General features: G+C 68.4%; 14 protein-coding genes and 1 pseudogene. 12 read left to right on the top strand and 3 right to left on the bottom strand.

What is annotated here, in order from left to right; all coding sequences use genetic code 11:
* Window positions 1–4: 4 nt before the first annotated feature.
* Window positions 5–976, bottom strand: a complete 972-nt coding sequence (locus QNA08_RS17075; RefSeq protein WP_283741928.1) for a DMT family transporter — start codon at window positions 974–976, stop codon at window positions 5–7.
* On the opposite strand from QNA08_RS17075, the gene QNA08_RS17070 reads away from it, so the two are divergent.
* Window positions 928–2,481, top strand: coding sequence for an aminotransferase-like domain-containing protein (locus QNA08_RS17070; RefSeq protein ID WP_340322329.1), 1,554 nt, complete (start codon window positions 928–930; stop codon window positions 2,479–2,481). The genes QNA08_RS17075 and QNA08_RS17070 overlap by 49 nt on opposite strands.
* Before the next feature lie 47 nt (window positions 2,482–2,528).
* Window positions 2,529–3,004, top strand: a pseudogene (locus tag QNA08_RS17065) (mechanosensitive ion channel family protein); the annotation flags it as partial.
* Between the two features lie 71 nt (window positions 3,005–3,075).
* On the opposite strand, the gene QNA08_RS17060 reads toward QNA08_RS17065, so the two are convergent.
* A complete protein-coding gene (locus tag QNA08_RS17060; RefSeq protein WP_283741926.1) occupies window positions 3,076–3,783 on the bottom strand; it encodes a cyclic nucleotide-binding domain-containing protein in 708 nt (235 codons plus the stop codon).
* 252 nt (window positions 3,784–4,035) lie between these two features.
* Between QNA08_RS17060 and QNA08_RS17055 the strand changes: the two genes are divergently transcribed.
* From QNA08_RS17055 to QNA08_RS17010, 10 genes are all read left to right on the top strand, one after another.
* Window positions 4,036–6,783 carry a nitrate/nitrite transporter gene (locus QNA08_RS17055; protein ID WP_283741952.1) on the top strand — a complete coding sequence of 916 codons (2,748 nt, stop codon included), beginning with the start codon at window positions 4,036–4,038 and terminating at the stop codon, window positions 6,781–6,783.
* A gap of 13 nt (window positions 6,784–6,796) precedes the next feature.
* A complete protein-coding gene (locus QNA08_RS17050; protein ID WP_283741925.1) occupies window positions 6,797–10,600 on the top strand; it encodes a nitrate reductase subunit alpha in 3,804 nt (1,267 codons plus the stop codon).
* 3 nt (window positions 10,601–10,603) lie between these two features.
* Entirely contained in the window at window positions 10,604–12,136 is a 1,533-nt protein-coding gene (gene narH, locus QNA08_RS17045; RefSeq protein WP_283741924.1) for a nitrate reductase subunit beta, read from the top strand.
* Window positions 12,136–12,831, top strand: coding sequence for a nitrate reductase molybdenum cofactor assembly chaperone (gene narJ, locus QNA08_RS17040; protein ID WP_340322328.1), 696 nt, complete (start codon window positions 12,136–12,138; stop codon window positions 12,829–12,831). Before narH ends, narJ begins: the two co-directional genes overlap by 1 nt.
* 16 nt (window positions 12,832–12,847) lie before the next feature.
* Complete coding sequence (narI, locus tag QNA08_RS17035) at window positions 12,848–13,576, top strand: respiratory nitrate reductase subunit gamma (protein WP_283741923.1); 729 nt, start codon at window positions 12,848–12,850, stop codon at window positions 13,574–13,576.
* A 16-nt stretch (window positions 13,577–13,592) separates the two neighbouring features.
* Window positions 13,593–14,426: a peptidylprolyl isomerase gene (locus tag QNA08_RS17030; protein WP_283741922.1), complete on the top strand. Its 834-nt coding sequence runs from the start codon at window positions 13,593–13,595 to the stop codon at window positions 14,424–14,426.
* A 26-nt stretch (window positions 14,427–14,452) separates the two neighbouring features.
* Window positions 14,453–14,812 (top strand): hypothetical protein, encoded by a 360-nt coding sequence (locus QNA08_RS17025; protein WP_283741921.1) that lies wholly within the window; start codon window positions 14,453–14,455, stop codon window positions 14,810–14,812.
* Window positions 14,809–15,357: a molybdopterin adenylyltransferase gene (mog, locus tag QNA08_RS17020; protein ID WP_283741920.1), complete on the top strand. Its 549-nt coding sequence runs from the start codon at window positions 14,809–14,811 to the stop codon at window positions 15,355–15,357. Before QNA08_RS17025 ends, mog begins: the two co-directional genes overlap by 4 nt.
* A gap of 36 nt (window positions 15,358–15,393) precedes the next feature.
* The gene (locus QNA08_RS17015; RefSeq protein ID WP_283741919.1) at window positions 15,394–16,140 is read left to right on the top strand and encodes a membrane dipeptidase; all 747 of its coding nucleotides are present in this window, start codon (window positions 15,394–15,396) and stop codon (window positions 16,138–16,140) included.
* Window positions 16,141–16,293: 153 nt separating this feature from the next.
* Window positions 16,294–16,854 (top strand): MOSC domain-containing protein, encoded by a 561-nt coding sequence (locus tag QNA08_RS17010; RefSeq protein ID WP_283741918.1) that lies wholly within the window; start codon window positions 16,294–16,296, stop codon window positions 16,852–16,854.
* A 302-nt stretch (window positions 16,855–17,156) separates the two neighbouring features.
* Here the strand turns inward: QNA08_RS17010 and QNA08_RS17005 are convergent, their stop codons facing one another.
* Window positions 17,157–17,630, bottom strand: a complete 474-nt coding sequence (locus QNA08_RS17005; RefSeq protein WP_283741917.1) for a DUF1330 domain-containing protein — start codon at window positions 17,628–17,630, stop codon at window positions 17,157–17,159.
* Between the last annotated feature and the right edge of the window lie 67 nt (window positions 17,631–17,697).

Below are 17,697 nucleotides of genomic sequence, written 5' to 3'. Positions count from 1 at the left end.
GGGGTCAGCTCTGGGCTTGCGGCTGCGGGATGTTCGGGCGACGCCCGGCGATGCCGACGCGCAAGAGGCCGAAGAGCCCGACGATGACGACGACGAGCGCCCATACCTCGGCTCCATCGATGCTGTCGCCGAGAAGAATGGCCGCCAGGACCATCGTGACCGCAGGGGCGGGAACGGTGATCGAACTGGCAATGGACACATCAATATGTCGGACGGCGTTGAACCAGACGATCAGCTCCAGATAGTAGGCAAGGCCCATCATCAAGGCGAAGGACTGGAACTCGAACACGGATCCCGCTCGCCGGACCTCGTCCGGCCCCTCGATGACGATGGCGAGCAAGAGCAAGACCGACGTCGATACGATGAGACGTGAAACCGTCACCTGATTGGGCGTGATCGGCGTCGTCACCAACGTCTCTCTCAGGATGACATGCGCGACGCTCCACAGCGCCGGAACGGCGAGGGCGACGGCAAACCACGGCGTGAAGCCATCGAGCCGCATCGTGCCCCGGGTGGCAAGATGGAAGAGCGCGGCCACAACGAGAACCATGAAGCCGACCTCGCCCAGGCTCTTGCGGCGGCCGAGGAGCAGCGCCTCGAGCACGGCGGCGAAGAGCGGGTAGGCCTGGAGCGCAATGGCGGCGCTCGTGGCACCGACCATCTCGAAGGCCAGCACGTAGGCCCAGGTCGAAAGCCCGAAGAGCGTGCCGGTGAACAGCGTGACCGCCAGCGTCCTGTTCCTGTCCGACCGCGACGAGGCGCGTGCGAAGATCCCCCACTCGCCGGAACGCCATTCGCGGATCAGCAGCGGCAGGGAGAAGAGCAGCTGCCAGACGGAAAGCCACAGCGCGAATGTCAGTGCGCCCCACCCCGCCGGGCGGCCATTGGAAATGATCGGCATCAGCCCGAGCAGGAGCAGGCAGACGAATGCAAGCGCGACGCCGACGTCGGGCCGGCCGCTGGTGTTGCGAACCATCGCTGGGAACTCCGCGCGCGGCGACCGGCACCGGTGTCGCGTCTGCAAGATCAATGCATATTGCATTGATAAGCTTGCTCTTGCCTCAATACAATGACAGCATTGCATTCATGGCAATCTGGGCACCTTCGATCGAGCAAAGGCCCGGCACGCGGGCGAGCGCGCTCGTGGAGGCGATGGCCGAGGACATCGCGGCCGGCAGGTTGCAGCCGGGTGACCGGCTGCCGCCGCAGCGGGACCTTGCCTATGCGCTCGGCCTTTCCTCGAACACGGTCATGCGCGCCTATGCCGAGGCCGCGAAGCGCGGCTATGTGGTGGGTGAGGTCGGACGTGGCACCTATGTGCGGCGGCCGGTGGACCTGTCGGCCGGGCTTCCCGGCGCGGGGTTGGCGCGGCCCTGCGACGAGGGACCGATCGACTTTTCGCTGAACCTCCCCTTCATCGGTGGCGCGTCGGGCGCGCTGTCGCAGACGCTGGCGGCGATCGCCGGGGCGGGCGGCCTTGCCTCCTATCTCGACCATCAGGACGGGCAATCCCGCTCGCGCCATCAGGTGGCGGGCGCCACGTGGGTCAGCCGGCTCGGGGTGAAGGCGAACGACGAGAACGTCATTCTCACGAACGGCGCACAGCAGGGCATCTTCGCCTCGTTGCTCGCGATGCTTCGTCCGGGCGATACGCTGCTGACCGAGGAACTGACCTATCCCCCCGTCAAGGCGATGGTTCGACGCCTCGGCGCGAGGATGCGGCCGGTCGCGATCGACGCTGAAGGCCTGGTTCCCGAGGCGCTTGATGCCGCGTGCCGGGCCAGCGGCGCACGCACGGTCTACTGCACGCCGACCTTGCACACACCGACGACCGCGACGATGAGCGAGGCGCGCCGCAGGCAGATTGCCGCCGTTGCCGAAACGCACGGTCTCACCCTTGTCGAGGACGATGTCTTCGGCCTGCTTCCGCCGGAGCGCCCGCAGGCATTGGCTGCGCTGGCGCCCGACCGGACAATCCTCGTGACGAGCGTTTCCAAGTCCGTCGCGCCTGGCCTGCGCATCGGCTACGTCCTGGCTCCCGAGGCGCTCGTGCCGGGAATCCGGGCGGCCGTCAGCCTGTCGTCATGGATGCCGCCGCCGCTGATGGCGGAGATCGCCAGTCGCTGGATCGGCGACGGCACCGCCCTCGAATTGAACAATCGCCAGCGTCTTCATGCCGCGAGGCGGCAGGCGATGGCGCAAGAGCTGCTGGCCGGATGCGAGTTCAGCGCCGACCCGCACGGCTTGCATCTCTGGCTCCGCTTGCCGGACCGGTGGTCGCAGGACGCTTTCGCGGCGGCAGCCGAACGCGTTGGCGTTCTGCTGCAGCCAAGCAGTGTTTTCGCCGCCACCTCGCGGGGGCCGGCGGCCGTGAGGCTGTGTCTCAGCCATGAAGCCTCCGACGAGCGCGTTGCTCGGGGATTGGCGGTTGTGATGGACCTTCTCGAGAAGGCGGAGAGAGACGACGAACTCGTTGTCTAGCCTGCCGGACAAGCGTGATCGACGAGGGCATCGAGCGCTACCTCGAGCGCGCTGCCGACCTGACTCCGACGCTCCGGGTGCTCATCGGCAAGGTCGCCAAGATCGCGCTGTTCCTCGTCGCGGTCTCCGCCTCGCTCTCGGCGATCGGCCTCGATCTGACGGCGCTGACGGTCTTCTCCGGCGCCATGGGGCTCGGTCTCGGCTTCGGGCTCCAGAAGGTCGTGTCCAATTTCGTCAGCGGCATCATCATCCTGCTCGACAAGTCCATCAAACCCGGCGACGTCGTCGAGGTCGGCAGTGCGGTTGGGTCCATCCGGGAGCTGCGCGCCCGCCTCGTCTCGGTCGTTACCCGCGACGGGCGTAGAATCCTGGTCCCGAACGAGGACCTGAACACGGGCAAGGTCATCAACTGGTCGTTCTCCGATCAGCTCGCGCGGCTCGATGTCAGTTCGGCGTGAGCCACCACGACGACCCCCATGAGGTCCGGCGTCTGGCGCGTGAGGCCGCCGCCAGCGTGGCACGGCCATCACGCCCGCGTGCCGAGCGCCCGCCCGCCATCGCCGCGCCGCTGCGAGCCCCAGGCGTGCCCGCCGTTCAGGTCGGCTGGTCGTCGATGAGCGGGGAGGGGCGGGCGCGGCGAGCCAGTGCCTGGACGTCGGCGACGCTCACGGTGCGGCCCTGCACGGTAACGCCGCTGTCGGCGAGGGCCGCGAAGCCGCGCGAGAGATTTTCCGGCGTCATGCCGAGATAGGCGGCGAGCGTGCGCTTGTCGAAGGGGATCTCGAAGCGGGACCCGCCGCCACGCTCGCGGCTGAGCCCGGACATGCGCAGGATCCAGTTCGCGAGCCGCTCCCCGCTCGTGCGCAGCTTCTGGTTCTTCAGCTCCCGGGTGACGACGCGGTAGGCGCCGGCGAGCTCGTGCACCACCGCCCAGGCGAAGGTCAGGTCCTCGGCGAAGACGGCGCGCACCGCCTCGGCGGGAATCATGAGGATCTGCGAGGGCTCGAGGGTGCGCGCCGATTTCAGGTAAGGCTCGTCCGCCATCACGGCGGCGAGGATGAAGGCCCTGACAGGACGCAGGACCATGATCGTCGTCTCACGGCCCTCGTGGCGGGCGAAGAGGTCGACGGCGCCCGCGAGCACCACGTGCAGGAAATCCGCCCGCTCGCCCTCCTCGATCAGCACCACGTGCGGCGGAAATCGTTGCAGGAAGGCCGCCTGTATGAGCGCTGCGAAACGCTCCTCCGCCATGCCGGCGAACAGGGGCAGGCGTCTCACCTCGGCGGCATCGGCCTCGCGCATCGGGCTCCTCGCATCGCCGGAAGATCAAAGCATGTTCATTGATAATTATCAAGTCGGTGGTTGATATAAAGTAATTTCATGTATTGAGTTCATCGTCGTGACTGCGACGCAGCGTCTCCCCACGGAGAAAACGATCCAAGACGGGTCGTCCTCTTGATCTGGGTCAATTCCAGACTGCCGCTCATCTGCAAGCTCAACCCCATGCGCGGCGAGGGCCGCGCCGTTCGCCGAGCCGGGGCTTGAGCCATGACCATGTCGGACAGGGTATCACCGCAGGAACAGAGTCGGGCCTTGTGGTTATCCACCATCGCATTCACCGTCTGCTTCGCGGTGTGGACAATCTTCTCGATCATCGGCATCCGCATCAAGCAGGAGCTCGGGCTCTCCGAGACCCAGTTCGGCCTGCTCGCCGGCACGCCCATCCTCACCGGCTCTCTCGTGCGCGTCGTGCTCGGCATCTGGACGGACCAGTACGGCGGCCGGCGCGTCTTCTCCGTCGTCATGCTGGCGGGAGCTCTCGCGACCTGGCTCCTCACCTGGGCGACGACCTATCCGCAGATGCTCCTCGCCGCGCTCGGCGTCGGCATCGCCGGTGGCTCCTTCGCCGTCGGCGTCGCCTATGTCTCGCGCTGGTATCCGACGGGGAAGCAGGGCACAGCGCTGGGTATCTTCGGCGCGGGCAACGTCGGGGCGGCGGTCACCAAGTTCTTCGCACCCTTCGTGCTCGTTGCCTTCGGTTGGCAGACGGTCGCCCAGATCTGGGCGGCGGCGCTCGCCGTCATGGCCGTCGTCTTCTGGTTCTCGACCACGGACGACCCGGTGCTGCGCGCACGCAGGCTGAAGGGCGAGAAGCCGAAGAGCGCCTGGCTCGAACTCGAGCCTCTGAAGAACGTGCAGGTCTGGCGCTTCGCGCTCTATTACTTCTTCGTCTTTGGCGCCTTCGTCGCGCTCGCCCTGTGGCTGCCGCGCTATCTCATCGGCGTCTATGGCCTCGACATCACCACCGCCGGCATGATCGGCGCGGCCTATTCGGTGCCGGCGAGCCTGTTCCGTGCCTACGGCGGCCACCTGTCGGACAAGTATGGCGCGCGGCGGGTGATGTACTGGACCTTCCTCGTCTCCGTCGTCTGCACCTTCCTCCTGTCCTATCCGCCGACGGAATATGTGGTGCGCGGCATCAAGAGGCCCATCACCTTCCGTTTCGAGATCGGCGTCACGGCCTTCACCGTCCTCGTCTTCGTGCTCGGCTTCTTCATGAGCCTCGGCAAGGCGGCGGTGTTCAAGCACATACCGGTCTATTACCCGAAGAACGTCGGGGCGGTCGGCGGCCTCGTCGGCATGATTGGCGGCCTCGGCGGCTTCGTCCTGCCCATCATCTTCGGCCTGCTCAATGATCTCACCGGCATCTGGACAAGCTGCTTCATGCTGCTCTTCCTGCTCGTCTCCGGCGCGCTCCTGTGGATGCACGCGGCGATCCGGCAGATGGAGCGCGCGGCGGCTGCGCCCGTCCTGAGGAAGCTGCCCGAACTCCCCGAGATGGAGGAGATCCACGGGCCGAAGCAGGTCGGCGTGCTCGGCCCCCATTACGTGCTCGAGGACTGGCGGCCGGAAGATCCGGCCTTCTGGGCCGAGAAGGGCCGGCGCATCGCCAGGCGCAACCTGTGGATCTCGATCCCCTGCCTGCTCCTCTCCTTCGCGGTGTGGATGGTGTGGTCGGTCGTGGTGGCCAAGCTCCCGCAGGCGGGCTTCGCCTTCTCGACCAATCAGCTCTTCTGGCTCGCGGCCCTGCCGGGCCTGTCGGGCGCCACCCTGAGGATCTTCTATTCGTTCGTCGTGCCGATCTTCGGCGGGCGGCTGTGGACCACGCTCGCCACCTGGTCGCTCATCCTGCCGGCGCTCGGCATCGGCCTTGCGGTGCAGAACCCGGGGACGCCCTACTGGCTCTTCCTCCTGCTCGCGCTGCTCTGCGGCTTCGGCGGCGGCAACTTCGCCTCCTCCATGGCCAACATCAGCTTCTTCTTCCCAAAGGCGGAGAAGGGCAATGCCCTCGCGCTCAACGCCGGCCTCGGCAATCTCGGGGTCAGCGTCGCCCAGTTCCTGGTGCCCATCGTCATCACCACGGGTGTCTTCGGTGTCCTCGGCGGCGATCCGGTCATGGTGGCGCAGGGTGGGCAGCAGGTGCCGCTGTGGCTGCAGAACGCGGGCTTCGTATGGGTGCCCTTCATCGCCGCTTCCGCCTTCGCCGCCTGGTTCGGCATGAACGACATCGCCGCGATGAAGGCCTCCTTCACCGAACAGGCGGTGATCTTCCGCCGCAAGCACAACTGGCTGATGTGCTGGCTCTACACCGGCACCTTCGGCTCCTTCATCGGCTATTCGGCGGGCTTCCCGCTTCTCGCCAAGACCCAGTTCCCCGAGGTCAACGCACTGCACTACGCCTTCCTCGGCCCGCTCGTGGGGGCCGTCTCCCGCTCGGCCACGGGCTGGATCTCGGACCGCTTCGGCGGCGGGCGCGTCACCTTCTGGGTCTTCGTCGGCATGATGCTCGGGGTGGCGGGTGTGCTCTACTTCCTTGGCGTCAGAAGCGAGCCATACGCCTTCACGGGCTTCTTCGCCTGTTTCCTCTTCCTGTTCCTCGTCTCAGGCGTGGGCAATGCCTCAACCTTCCAGATGATCCCCGCCATCATGCGCAAGGACATGGAGCGGCTGATGCCGCGGGCCGACGCCGCCACGCGCGCGCAGCAGGCGGAGAAGGAGGCGGCCGCCATCATCGGTTTCACCTCGGCAATCGCAGCCTACGGCGCCTTCTTCATACCCATGAGCTACGGCACGTCGATCTCCCTCACCGGCGGGCCGCAGGCGGCGCTGTGGGCCTTCCTCGCCTTCTATGTGAGCTGCCTCGTCATCACCTGGGCCGTCTACACGCGCAAGGGCGGCCTGCTTCACGACGTCGAACGCCGCGGCTCGCTGCCCGCGCCCGTTCGACAGCCCGCGGAATGAACCGGAGACGACCATGAGCCATCTCATCGACCGCCTGATGTTCTTCCGGAAGGACGTCGGCACCTTCGCGGACGGCCACGGCGTCGTGACGCAGGAGGACCGGCGCTGGGAGGACGGCTACCGCAAGCGCTGGCAGCACGACAAGACCGTGCGCTCCACCCACGGAGCCAACTGCACCGGCTCGTGTTCGTGGAAGATCTATGTCAAGGGCGGCATCGTCACCTGGGAGACGCAGCAGACCGACTATCCGCGCACGCGGCCGGACCTGCCCAACCACGAGCCGCGCGGCTGCTCGCGCGGCGCGAGCTACAGCTGGTACCTCTACTCCGGCAACCGTGTGAAGTATCCCATGGTGCGCGCCCGCCTCCTGAAGCTCTGGCGCGAGGCGCGCACGCTGCTCACGCCGGTCGCCGCCTGGGCCTCCATCGTCGAGAACCCGCAGAAGCGGGCGGCCTACGTGAAGAAGCGCGGATTCGGCGGCTTCGTGCGTTCGACCTGGCAGGAGGTCGAGGAGATCATCGCCGCCGCCAACGCCTATACGGTGAAGACATATGGGCCGGACCGCGTCATCGGCTTCTCGCCCATCCCCGCCATGTCGATGGTCTCCTACGCCGCGGGCGCGCGCTATCTGTCGCTCCTCGGCGGCGTGTGCATGTCCTTCTACGACTGGTACTGCGACCTGCCGCCCGCCTCGCCCCAGACCTGGGGCGAGCAGACGGACGTGCCCGAGAGCGCCGACTGGTACAACGCCGGCTTCCTCATGCTCTGGGGCTCCAACGTGCCGCAGACGCGCACGCCCGACGCCCATTTCTATACGGAGGTGCGCTACAAGGGGGCGAAGAGCGTCGTCGTCAGCCCCGACTATTCGGAGGCGGCCAAGTTCGCCGACCTGTGGCTCGCCGTGAAGCAGGGCACCGACGCGGCGCTTGCCATGGCCATGGGCCACGTCATCCTGCGCGAGTTCCACATCGACCGGCAGGTGCCCTATTTCGCCGACTATGTGAAGCGCTACACCGACATGCCCATGCTCGTGCGGCTCGTCGAGCAGGACGGGCGGCTCGTTCCGGAGCGGCTCGTGCGCGCTTCGGATTTCGCCGGCGCCCTTGGCGAGGCGAACAATCCCGAATGGAAGACGGTGGCCGTGGACGCGGCCACGGGCGAGGTCGTGGTGCCGCGCGGCTCGGTCGGCTTCCGCTGGGGCGAGACGGGCAAGTGGAACCTGGAGGCGAAGGCATCCGACGGGGCGGTCGTCGACCTCCGCCTGTCCCTCGCCGACGGGCGCGACGACCTCGCGGAGGTGGCCTTCCCCTATTTCGGCAATCTCGAGCACGACCATTTCGCCGGCACGGACCACCCGAGCGTTCTGCTGCGCCGCGTGCCGGTCAAGCGCCTCAGGCTCGCTGACGGCGAGGCGCTCGTCGCCACGGTCTTCGACCTCTTCGCGGCGAACTATGGCGTCGACCGCGGCTTCGGCGGCGGGCACGTGGCGAAAGGCTACGACGAGAACGTGCCCTACACGCCGGCCTGGGCCGAGGCGATCACCGGCGTGCCGCGCGACCAGATCGTCACCGTGGCGCGGGAGTTCGCGCGCAACGCCGAGAAGACCAACGGCCGGTCCATGGTCATCATCGGCGCGGCGATGAACCACTGGTACCACATGGACATGAACTACCGCGGCGTCATCAACATGCTGGTGATGTGCGGCTGCGTGGGCCAGTCGGGCGGCGGTTGGTCGCACTACGTGGGCCAGGAGAAGCTGAGGCCCCAGGCAGGCTGGCAGCCGCTCGCCTTTGCCCTCGACTGGGGGCGCCCGCCGCGCCAGCAGAACTCCACCTCCTTCTGGTACGCCCACACCGACCAGTGGCGCTACGAGACGGTGGACGTCGCCGAGATCCTGTCGCCGACCGCCCCGCCCGGGCCCTGGGACGGCGCCCTCATCGACTACAACGTGCGCGCCGAGCGCATGGGCTGGCTGCCCTCCGCCCCGCAGCTCGAAGCGAACCCGCTGACCGTGGCCAAGGCCGCGGCCGACAGGGGCCTCGATGTCAAGGACTACGTGGCCAAGGCGCTGAAAACGGGGGAACTCAAGCTCTCCTGCGAGGATCCGGACGCGCCGCGGAACTGGCCGCGCAACCTCTTCGTCTGGCGCTCGAACCTCCTCGGCTCCTCGGGCAAGGGCCACGAATATTTCCTCAAGCACCTGCTCGGCACCTCGCACGGCGTGCTCGGCAAGGACCTCGGCGGCACGGCAGCGAAGAAGCCGAAGGAGGTCGCGTGGCGGGAGGAGGCGCCGGAGGGCAAGCTCGATCTCCTCGTGACCCTCGACTTCCGCATGTCGACGACCTGCGTCTATTCCGACATCGTCCTGCCGACGGCCACCTGGTACGAGAAGAACGACCTTAACACCTCCGACATGCACCCCTTCATCCATCCGCTGACGGCGGCGGTGGACCCGGTGTGGGAGGCGCGGAGCGACTGGGAGATCTACAAGGGCCTCGCGGAAGCCTTCTCACGCGTCGCGCCGGAGGTGCTCGGCGTCGAGAAGGACGTGGTCCTCTCCCCGATCCTGCACGACACGCCGGCCGAACTGGCGCAGGCCTTCGATGTGAAGGACTGGAAGAGGGGCGAGGTCGATCCCGTGCCGGGCAAGACGATGCCGCAGGTGACGGTGGTCGAGCGCGACTACCCGAACCTCCACAAGCGCTTCACCTCCCTCGGCCCGCTCATGGAGACGCTCGGCAACGGCGGCAAGGGCATGAGCTGGAACACCGCCCACGAGGTGGAATTCCTGAAGAATCTCAACGGAGTCGTGACGGAGGCGGGGCCGACCAAGGGGCTCGCGCGCATCGACACCGACATCGACGCGGCGGAGGTCATCCTCTCGCTCGCGCCCGAGACGAACGGGGAGGTGGCGGTGAAGGCCTGGGCGGCGCTGGGCAAGACGACGGGCCGCGACCACACCCATCTCGCCCTGCCCAAGGAGGACGAGAAGATCCGCTTCCGCGACATGGTGGCCCAGCCGCGCAAGATCATCTCCTCGCCCATCTGGTCGGGCCTCGAGTCGGAGAAGGTCTGCTACAACGCCGGCTACACGAACGTCCACGAGCTCATCCCGTGGCGCACGCTGACCGGCCGTCAGCAGCTCTACCAGGACCACCTGTGGATGCGCGCCTTCGGAGAGGGCTTCTGCGTCTATCGCCCGCCGATCGATACCAAGACGGTCGCGCCTGTCATCGACCGCAAGCCCAACGGCAATCCGCCGGTGGTGCTCAACTTCATCACGCCGCACCAGAAGTGGGGCATCCACTCCACCTACACCGACAACCTGCTGATGCTCACGCTCTCGCGCGGCGGGCCCATCGTGTGGATCAGCGAGGTCGACGCGCGCAAGGCGGGCATCGCCGACAACGACTGGATCGAGGCCTTCAACGCCAACGGTTCGCTCGTGGCGCGCGCCGTCGTCTCCCAGCGCGTGAAGGAAGGCATGTGCCTCATGTACCACGCGCAGGAGAAGATCGTGAACGTGCCGGGCTCCGAGCAGACCGGCCAGCGCGGCGGCATCCACAATTCGGTGACGCGCACGATCCTCAAGCCTACCCACATGATCGGCGGCTACGCCCAGCAGTCCTACGGATTCAACTACTACGGCACGGTCGGATCGAACCGCGACGAGTTCGTCGTCGTGCGCAAGATGGCGGCGGTCGACTGGCTCGACCGCCCCGCGGCGGACGCGCAACCGGCGGCGGGTCTCGCCCCTGTCGCACAGGGGAAGGGCGCGAGCCGTACGTCGTTCGAACCCGCGAGCCGGGAGGCCTGAGCCATGAAGATCCGCGCACAGATCGCGATGGTGCTGAACCTCGACAAGTGCATCGGCTGCCACACCTGTTCGGTCACCTGCAAGAACGTGTGGACCAACCGCGAGGGCATGGAATACGCCTGGTTCAACAACGTCGAGACCAAACCCGGCATCGGCTATCCCAAGGACTGGGAGAACCAGAAGCGCTGGAACGGCGGCTGGGTCCGCCGCAGGAACGGCACCATCGAGCCGCGCATCGGCGGCAAGTGGCGGGTGCTCGCCAAGATCTTCGCCAATCCCGACCTGCCGGAGATCGACGACTACTACGAGCCCTTCACCTTCGACTACGAGCACCTGCAGACGGCGCCGGAGATGGAGGCGATGCCCACGGCGCGGCCCCGTTCGCTCGTCACCGGCGAGCGCATGGAGAAGATCGCCTGGGGACCGAACTGGGAGGAGATCCTCGGTGGCGAGTTCGAGAAGCGCTCGGCCGACTACAACTTCGAGGGCGTCGAGAAGGAGATCTACGGCGCCTTCGAGAATACCTTCATGATGTACCTGCCGCGGCTGTGCGAGCACTGCCTCAACCCGACCTGCGTCGCGGCCTGCCTCTCGGGCGCCATCTACAAGCGCGAGGAGGACGGCATCGTCCTCATCGACCAGGACAAGTGCCGCGGCTGGCGCATGTGTGTCTCGGGCTGCCCCTACAAGAAGATCTACTACAACTGGTCTTCTGGGAAGTCGGAGAAGTGCATCTTCTGCTTCCCGCGCATCGAGGCCGGCCAGCCCACGGTCTGCTCGGAAACCTGCGTCGGGCGCATCCGCTATCTGGGCGTGGTGCTCTACGACGCAGACCGCATCGCCGAGGCCGCGAGCGTGGCTGACGAGCGCGACCTCTACCAGGCGCAGCTCTCCCTCTTCCTCGATCCGGGCGACCCGGAGGTCATCGCCCAGGCCCGCGCCGACGGCGTGCCGGACAGCTGGCTCGAGGCGGCGCGCCGCTCGCCCGTGTGGAAGATGGCGATGGAATGGCGGGTGGCCTTCCCGCTCCACCCGGAATACCGCACCTTGCCCATGGTCTGGTACGTGCCGCCGCTCTCGCCGATCCAGTCGGCCGTCGCGGCCGGCCGCATGGGCACGGACGGCGCCATGCCGGACGTGCGCTCCCTGCGCATCCCGCTGCGCTATCTCGCCAATCTGCTCACCGCCGGCGACGAGCGCCCGGTGGCGCTCGCCCTCGAGCGCATGCTCGCCATGCGCGGCTACATGCGGGCGAAGACCATCGAGGGCGTCCTCGACGAGGGGCTTGCCGCCCGCGTCGGCCTGAGCGGCGGCCAGATAGAGGAGATGTACCAGGTCATGGCCATCGCCAATTACGAGGACCGCTTCGTCATCCCCACGGCGCATCGCGAGCTCGGGGAGGATGCCTACGACCTGCGCGGCTCCTGCGGCTTCTCCTTCGGCAACGGCTGCTCCGGCGGCACGAGCGAGACGAACCTCTTCGGCACGCCGAAACGCGCGGGCAACCGTGCGAAGAACCCGATGGAGATGGCGTGATGCTGCGCTCCTTCAAGGTGCTGTCGCTCCTTCTGAGCTACCCGACAGAGGAACTCAAGGAGGCGGTGCGCGACTTCCCCGGCCTGCTCGCGGCCGAGGCCATCGTGCCGGCGCGCGAGCAGCGCGCGCTCGCCCCCCTGATCGAGGAGATCGCCGACGGCGATCTTCTCGACGCCCAGGAGCGCTACGTGCTTCTCTTCGACCGGACGCGCTCCCTGTCGCTGCATCTCTTCGAGCACGTGCACGGCGAGAGCCGCGACCGCGGCCAGGCGATGATCGACCTGAAGAGCCTCTACGAGGCCGAGGGGCTCGTCATCGCCGCCTCCGAGCTGCCGGACTATCTGCCGCTCTTCCTCGAATTCCTGTCGACGCGGTCGCTGCCGCAGGCTTGCGACCTCCTCGGCCAGCCGGCGCACATTCTCGCCGCGCTCGCCGAGCGGCTCGACCGGCGCGGCAGCGCCTATGCGGCCGTCTTCCGCGCCCTCGTCGCGGTGGCGGCGCACAAGCCCGGGGCGGAGGAGGTGGCGACGCTCGTCGCCTCGCCCGATCCCGATCCGCAGGATCTCGCGGCCCTCGATGCCACCTGGGAGGACGAGCCCGTCACCTTCGGGCCCGGTGCGGCCGGCGGCTGCCGCGACGGCCTGGTCGCGCGCCTGCGGGCGGCGAAACGCCCCGCCAGCGGCGCCAACGCCTGAGAGGAGGTCCCGACCCATGACCACGTTCAACCACGTCCTCTTCGGCTGGTACCCCTATCTCTGCCTGACCGTCTTCCTCGTCGGCAGCTGGCTGCGCTTCGACCGCGAGCAGTACACGTGGAAGACGGGCTCCAGCCAGCTCCTGCGCCGGCGCCAGCTGATGTGGGGCTCGAACCTGTTCCACATCGGCATCCTCGTCATCTTCGCCGGCCATTTCGTCGGGCTCCTCACGCCGATCCGGCTCTTCGAGGTCATCGGCATCTCGCACGGGGCGAAGCAGATGCTCGCCATCGTCGTCGGCGGCGTCGCCGGCATCGCCTGCTTCGTCGGCCTGACACTCCTCGTGCACCGCCGGCTGTTCGATCCACGCATCCGCGCCACGTCCTCCTTCGGCGACATCGCCATCCTCCTGATGCTCTACGCCCAGCTCGTCCTGGGCCTCGTCACCATCCCGGTTTCGCTGCAGCATCTCGACGGGGAGGAGATGGTACGCTTCATGACCTGGGCGCAGGGTATCCTGACGCTCGAGCCCGGCGCCTCGGCGCTGATCGCGGACGCGCATCCCGTGTTCAAGGCCCATCTCGTTCTCGGCATGACGATTTTCCTCGTCTTCCCCTTCACACGCCTCGTGCATGTGTGGAGCGCGCCCGTCTGGTACCTCGGCCGGCGCGGCTACCAGGTCGTGCGCACGAAGCGCGCAGCGGGGCCGGTCGCGGTGGGCGCGGCGCGCCTGCCGGCCGAATGAGCCGGGAGGGGAGGCCATGGGCTGCTCGATCCGCACGCCGAACCTCGATGCCGGGCAGGCGCGCGTCAGCGTCAACGGTGTCGCCATCGAACGCGCGGCCATCGCGCGCGAGGTGCAGCACCACCCGGCGCCGAGCCCGACAGCCGCCTGGAAGAGGGCGGCGCAGGCCCTCGTCGTGCGCGAGCTCCTGCTTCAGGAGGCACGCCGCCTCGGCCTCGCGCCGGCGCCGCGCACGGATGCCGCGGGGCGGCGCGAAACCGACGAGGAGGCGCTGATCCGCGCCCTCGTCGAGCGGGAAGTGGTGACGCCCGTGCCCGACGAGGAGACCTGCCGCCGCTACTACGAGCAGAACAGGCATCGCTTCCGCTCGCCGGACATCTGCGAGGCCGCGCACATCCTTTTCGCCGCCCGCCGGGACGACGCGGAGGCCTTCGCCGCCGCGCGCGCCCAGGCCGAGGCCGTGCTCGCCCTGCTGCGCGAGCGGCCGGGGGCCTTCGCCGAGCTCGCCCGCATCCATTCCGCCTGCCCTTCGGCCGCGCAGGGCGGCAATCTCGGGCAGATCACGCCCGGTGAGACCACGCCGGAATTCGAGGCCGCACTCGTCGCGCTGGCGCCCGGGGAGTTGACACCCGAGCCGGTGGTGACCCGCTACGGTGTGCACATCATCCGCCTCGCTCAGCGCCACCCGGGGCGCGAGCTGCCCTTCGCGCTGGTGCATGCGCGCATCGCCGCCTACCTCGCGGTGGCGGTGGAGCAGCGGGCGATGGCCCAGTATGTCGGCGTGCTCGCCGGGCGCGCGACGATCACGGGCGTCGAGATGGGGGCGGCCGCCGGTCCGCTGGTTCAGTAGCAGGCAAATCACGAGGCAAGGGCACCATGCTGCTCGGCGATCTCCTGAAGGATCTCGCGGCCCGGCTCGACGACGAGACGGCGGCGGTCGCGATCGTCGCCGGCCTTGATGCCGGTGCTCCGGCCGCCGGCGCCGGCCGGGCGGGCCTGCCGCTCGTCGCGCGCGTGCAGGCGGCGGCCGCGCGGCAGGGCGTGACGCCGGGCGCCTTCGTCGCCGACGCCGTAGGCGCCTTCACCGCCGGGGCGAGCGACGAGGAGTGGATGAGCCTCGTCGGCCTGATGGCGCGTGAGGCGGACCCGGGCCGCGTCTTCCTGCGCCGCGCGGTCCTGTGCGCGCTGGCGGCCGCGGAACGGTCGGCGGCCATCGACGAGGGGGCAGCCGCGTGAGCGAGGCGGGGCGGGGGCCGGAGCTGCCCATCGGCATCGTCACCGTCTCGGACCGGGCAAGCCGCGGCCTCTACGCGGATCGCGGCGGCCCGGCGATCGCGGCCTATCTCGCGCGCGTGCTCGTCACGCCCTGGCGGCCGGAGCGGCGCCTCGTGCCGGACGAGCGTCCGCTCATCGCCGAGGTTCTGCGTGAGCTCGCGGACGACCTGCGCTGCCCGCTCGTCCTTGTCACGGGCGGCACGGGACCTGCCCCGCGCGACGTGACGCCGGAGGCGACGGCCGATGTCTGCGAGCGCCTGTTGCCGGGCTTCGGCGAGGCCATGCGCGCGGCGAGCCTGACGGAGGTGCCGACGGCGATCCTGTCGCGGCAGGTCGCCGGCACCCGCGGCACGACGCTGATCGTCGACCTGCCAGGCAAGCCCTCCGCCATCGCCACCTGCCTCGACGCGATCTTCGCCGCCGTGCCCTATTGCATCGACCTCATCGGCGGCCCGCGCCTCGACACCGATCCCAGCGTCTGCAAGGCTTTTCGCCCGGCCGCGTGAAGGGAGGGGGGACATCCACCCCGCAGGCTGCCGGGCATGGCCGAGCGCACCATCACGGTCGGCTCGTCGGCCAAGGAGCTTCGCATGATCGGCTGGCGCGTCGGCAGGATCGTCGCTCCCGAAAGCTGCATGCCGGATCCGGTCGCAGTTTCGCTGGCCAATGTCGTGGTTCCGGTCGGCATCGGGCAGGACGCCGTCACCATCGCCCTCGACCGATCCATCGCGACCCTGCCCGCCTATGTCGCCGGGCGCGAGGCACGCCGGGATGTGGTTCTCGAACAGCTCGAGGGTCTTCCGGTCGGCGTGCCCGGCGGCGGGTGGTCCCTGCTGCTGCGCGTGTCGGACTACGGGATCGTCGGTGAGGCGATGTCGGAGCGACTGGAGGTGCTCGACATGCCCCTGACGTGTCCGCCCGTCTTTTCCCATTCGAACGCGCGCGTGCTCTTCGACCACGAGCACAATGTCACCGATGCCCAGATCCGAGCCTGTGCACGGCGTGGCGGCTGTATCGGCTTCAACGGCGTCGGCATGTTCCTCGGCGCCGACGGGCCGGATATTCCTCGCGCCATGGCCCGCCACGCCCCCTTGTGGCCGCCATCGCCGGCACCGATCGGGTCGGCCTCGGCCTTGATCTCATGTTCCTCGAAGGAAGCGACTACAGGTTCTCCCGGGCCGCGCCACATCGCTGGCCGCGCGGCTACAGGATTGGCTGCCACGGCGATCGAACGTTCGTCGCAGTTCCTCTTGGTCAATCCGGCACCAAACGATATCGGCGGGTGTTGAGGGACATCGCAAGGCGATTCTCCCGATACGGCGCCGGCTGAAAGCCTTGCGCGGGCGGCTTTCCCGGGAGCGTCGATCGGCAAGTCGAACGCGCCGCGCCACTCCGCGGCTTGGGCACAAGGGGCCTGGGCACGAGGAATGACGGGACTACGGATGATGACGGGCGGTGGCGGCGGGATCGTGGTTGCGGTGAGCCGGAGCGCCGGCCACACCTTCAGCAAGGAGCGGCAGGACAGCATCCGCCTTCTGGCTGGGCTCGGCGTCGAAGGTGACGCGCATATGGGCGAGACCGTCAAGCATCGCTCGCGGGTGGCGGTCGATCCGAGCCAGCCCAACCTGCGTCAGGTGCATCTCATTCACGCGGAGCTCTTCGACGAGTTGCGGGCCGCGGGGCTCTCGGTGTCCGCTGGCGACATGGGCGAGAACGTCACCACGCGTGGCGTCGACCTTCTCGCGCTGCCGCGGGGTACGCGTCTGCATCTTGGCGCGGACGGTGCCGTGATCGAAATCACCGGGTTGCGCAACCCGTGCAAGCAGCTCGACGACTTTCAGCCGGGTTTGATGAAGGCCGTCCTGGGACGCGACGAACAAGGCAACCTCATCCGCAAGGCCGGCATCATGGGCATCGTCCTCGCCGGTGGCGTGGTGCAGCCTGGCGCCGCGATTCGGGTGGAGCTGCCATCACCCCCGCACCAGCGTCTTGAACGGGTGTGAGCCCGGCGCGGAAGGGGACGGCGCCGCGGATGGATCGCGGCCGGACACCTCCGTGGGCGGCGTCGCTCGGCAGTTGGCCGCCCGACTCGGTTTGGTGCCGAAATGGCGCCGATCGACGCGGCGCTGCGGATCATCGGCCGGGAGTGATCCTCCGAACCGGATCCCGCACAGCACATGCCGGGGCGGGAACCTGCCGTCCTGCGGGCGGCGACAGGTTCCGGCAATTGCCGCGCATCGCCCGCCATCGCGGGAAATCGCAGCCTTCCGGTCTCCTCTTCAGGGCGGCCCGCCGAAAGCCGAGCTCAACCGATATCCGCTGCGCGCTCCCGGGCCCTGCTGTCGGCTCCCGGCAACAGGCCGTGGCCGAAGCTTGAACCCGACGCGAGGGGCTTCAGGCGGATGAGCCGCGAGTCCGCGAACGCCGCCTGCCGGTGAGCCATGGCTTCGCGATAGACGGGATCGCGCATCATGGCGACGAACGCATCGACACTCGGATACTCGGCGACGAAGCAGATGTCCCATTGCTCGGCCGCAGGCCCGACCAGCATCAGTTCGAATCCGCCGCGCCAGACGATCCTGCCGCCGAGGCGCGCAAAGACGGCCGCGCTCGTCTCGCTGTACGCGGCGTAGGCGTCGGTTCCCGATGCCTGCCGGCCATCGGGATGGGCGGCTCGATCCCTGAGCCGGATGAGGTTGAGCATGTGGACCGGCCCCGCCCGATCGTTCTGCTTGACGGCTGCGAAGGCCTCCCTCGTGAAGCTGCTGTGAGCGGTCATCCCCGTCTCCCTGTCGCGGGTCAGTTGATGGAGCGCCGCGCGTTGGGGAGCGCGGCGCGTGGCCTCG

Origin of the sequence: Chelatococcus albus (assembly GCF_030067675.1) — a bacterium.
GTDB classification, from domain to species: Bacteria; Pseudomonadota; Alphaproteobacteria; order Rhizobiales; family Beijerinckiaceae; genus Chelatococcus_A; species Chelatococcus_A albus.
This window is presented reverse-complemented; position numbering and strand designations above follow the sequence as displayed.

Coding starts and splice junctions, on each gene's coding strand:
- QNA08_RS17070 (WP_340322329.1), top strand. CDS start 928: ATGCAAGCGCGACGCCGACGTCGGGCCGGCCGCTGGTGTTGCGAACCA.
- QNA08_RS17075 (WP_283741928.1), bottom strand. CDS start 976: ATGGTTCGCAACACCAGCGGCCGGCCCGACGTCGGCGTCGCGCTTGCA.
- QNA08_RS17060 (WP_283741926.1), bottom strand. CDS start 3,783: ATGCGCGAGGCCGATGCCGCCGAGGTGAGACGCCTGCCCCTGTTCGCC.
- QNA08_RS17055 (WP_283741952.1), top strand. CDS start 4,036: ATGTCGGACAGGGTATCACCGCAGGAACAGAGTCGGGCCTTGTGGTTA.
- QNA08_RS17050 (WP_283741925.1), top strand. CDS start 6,797: ATGAGCCATCTCATCGACCGCCTGATGTTCTTCCGGAAGGACGTCGGC.
- narH (WP_283741924.1), top strand. CDS start 10,604: ATGAAGATCCGCGCACAGATCGCGATGGTGCTGAACCTCGACAAGTGC.
- narJ (WP_340322328.1), top strand. CDS start 12,136: ATGCTGCGCTCCTTCAAGGTGCTGTCGCTCCTTCTGAGCTACCCGACA.
- narI (WP_283741923.1), top strand. CDS start 12,848: ATGACCACGTTCAACCACGTCCTCTTCGGCTGGTACCCCTATCTCTGC.
- QNA08_RS17030 (WP_283741922.1), top strand. CDS start 13,593: ATGGGCTGCTCGATCCGCACGCCGAACCTCGATGCCGGGCAGGCGCGC.
- QNA08_RS17025 (WP_283741921.1), top strand. CDS start 14,453: ATGCTGCTCGGCGATCTCCTGAAGGATCTCGCGGCCCGGCTCGACGAC.
- QNA08_RS17015 (WP_283741919.1), top strand. CDS start 15,394: ATGGCCGAGCGCACCATCACGGTCGGCTCGTCGGCCAAGGAGCTTCGC.
- QNA08_RS17010 (WP_283741918.1), top strand. CDS start 16,294: ATGATGACGGGCGGTGGCGGCGGGATCGTGGTTGCGGTGAGCCGGAGC.
- QNA08_RS17005 (WP_283741917.1), bottom strand. CDS start 17,630: ATGACCGCTCACAGCAGCTTCACGAGGGAGGCCTTCGCAGCCGTCAAG.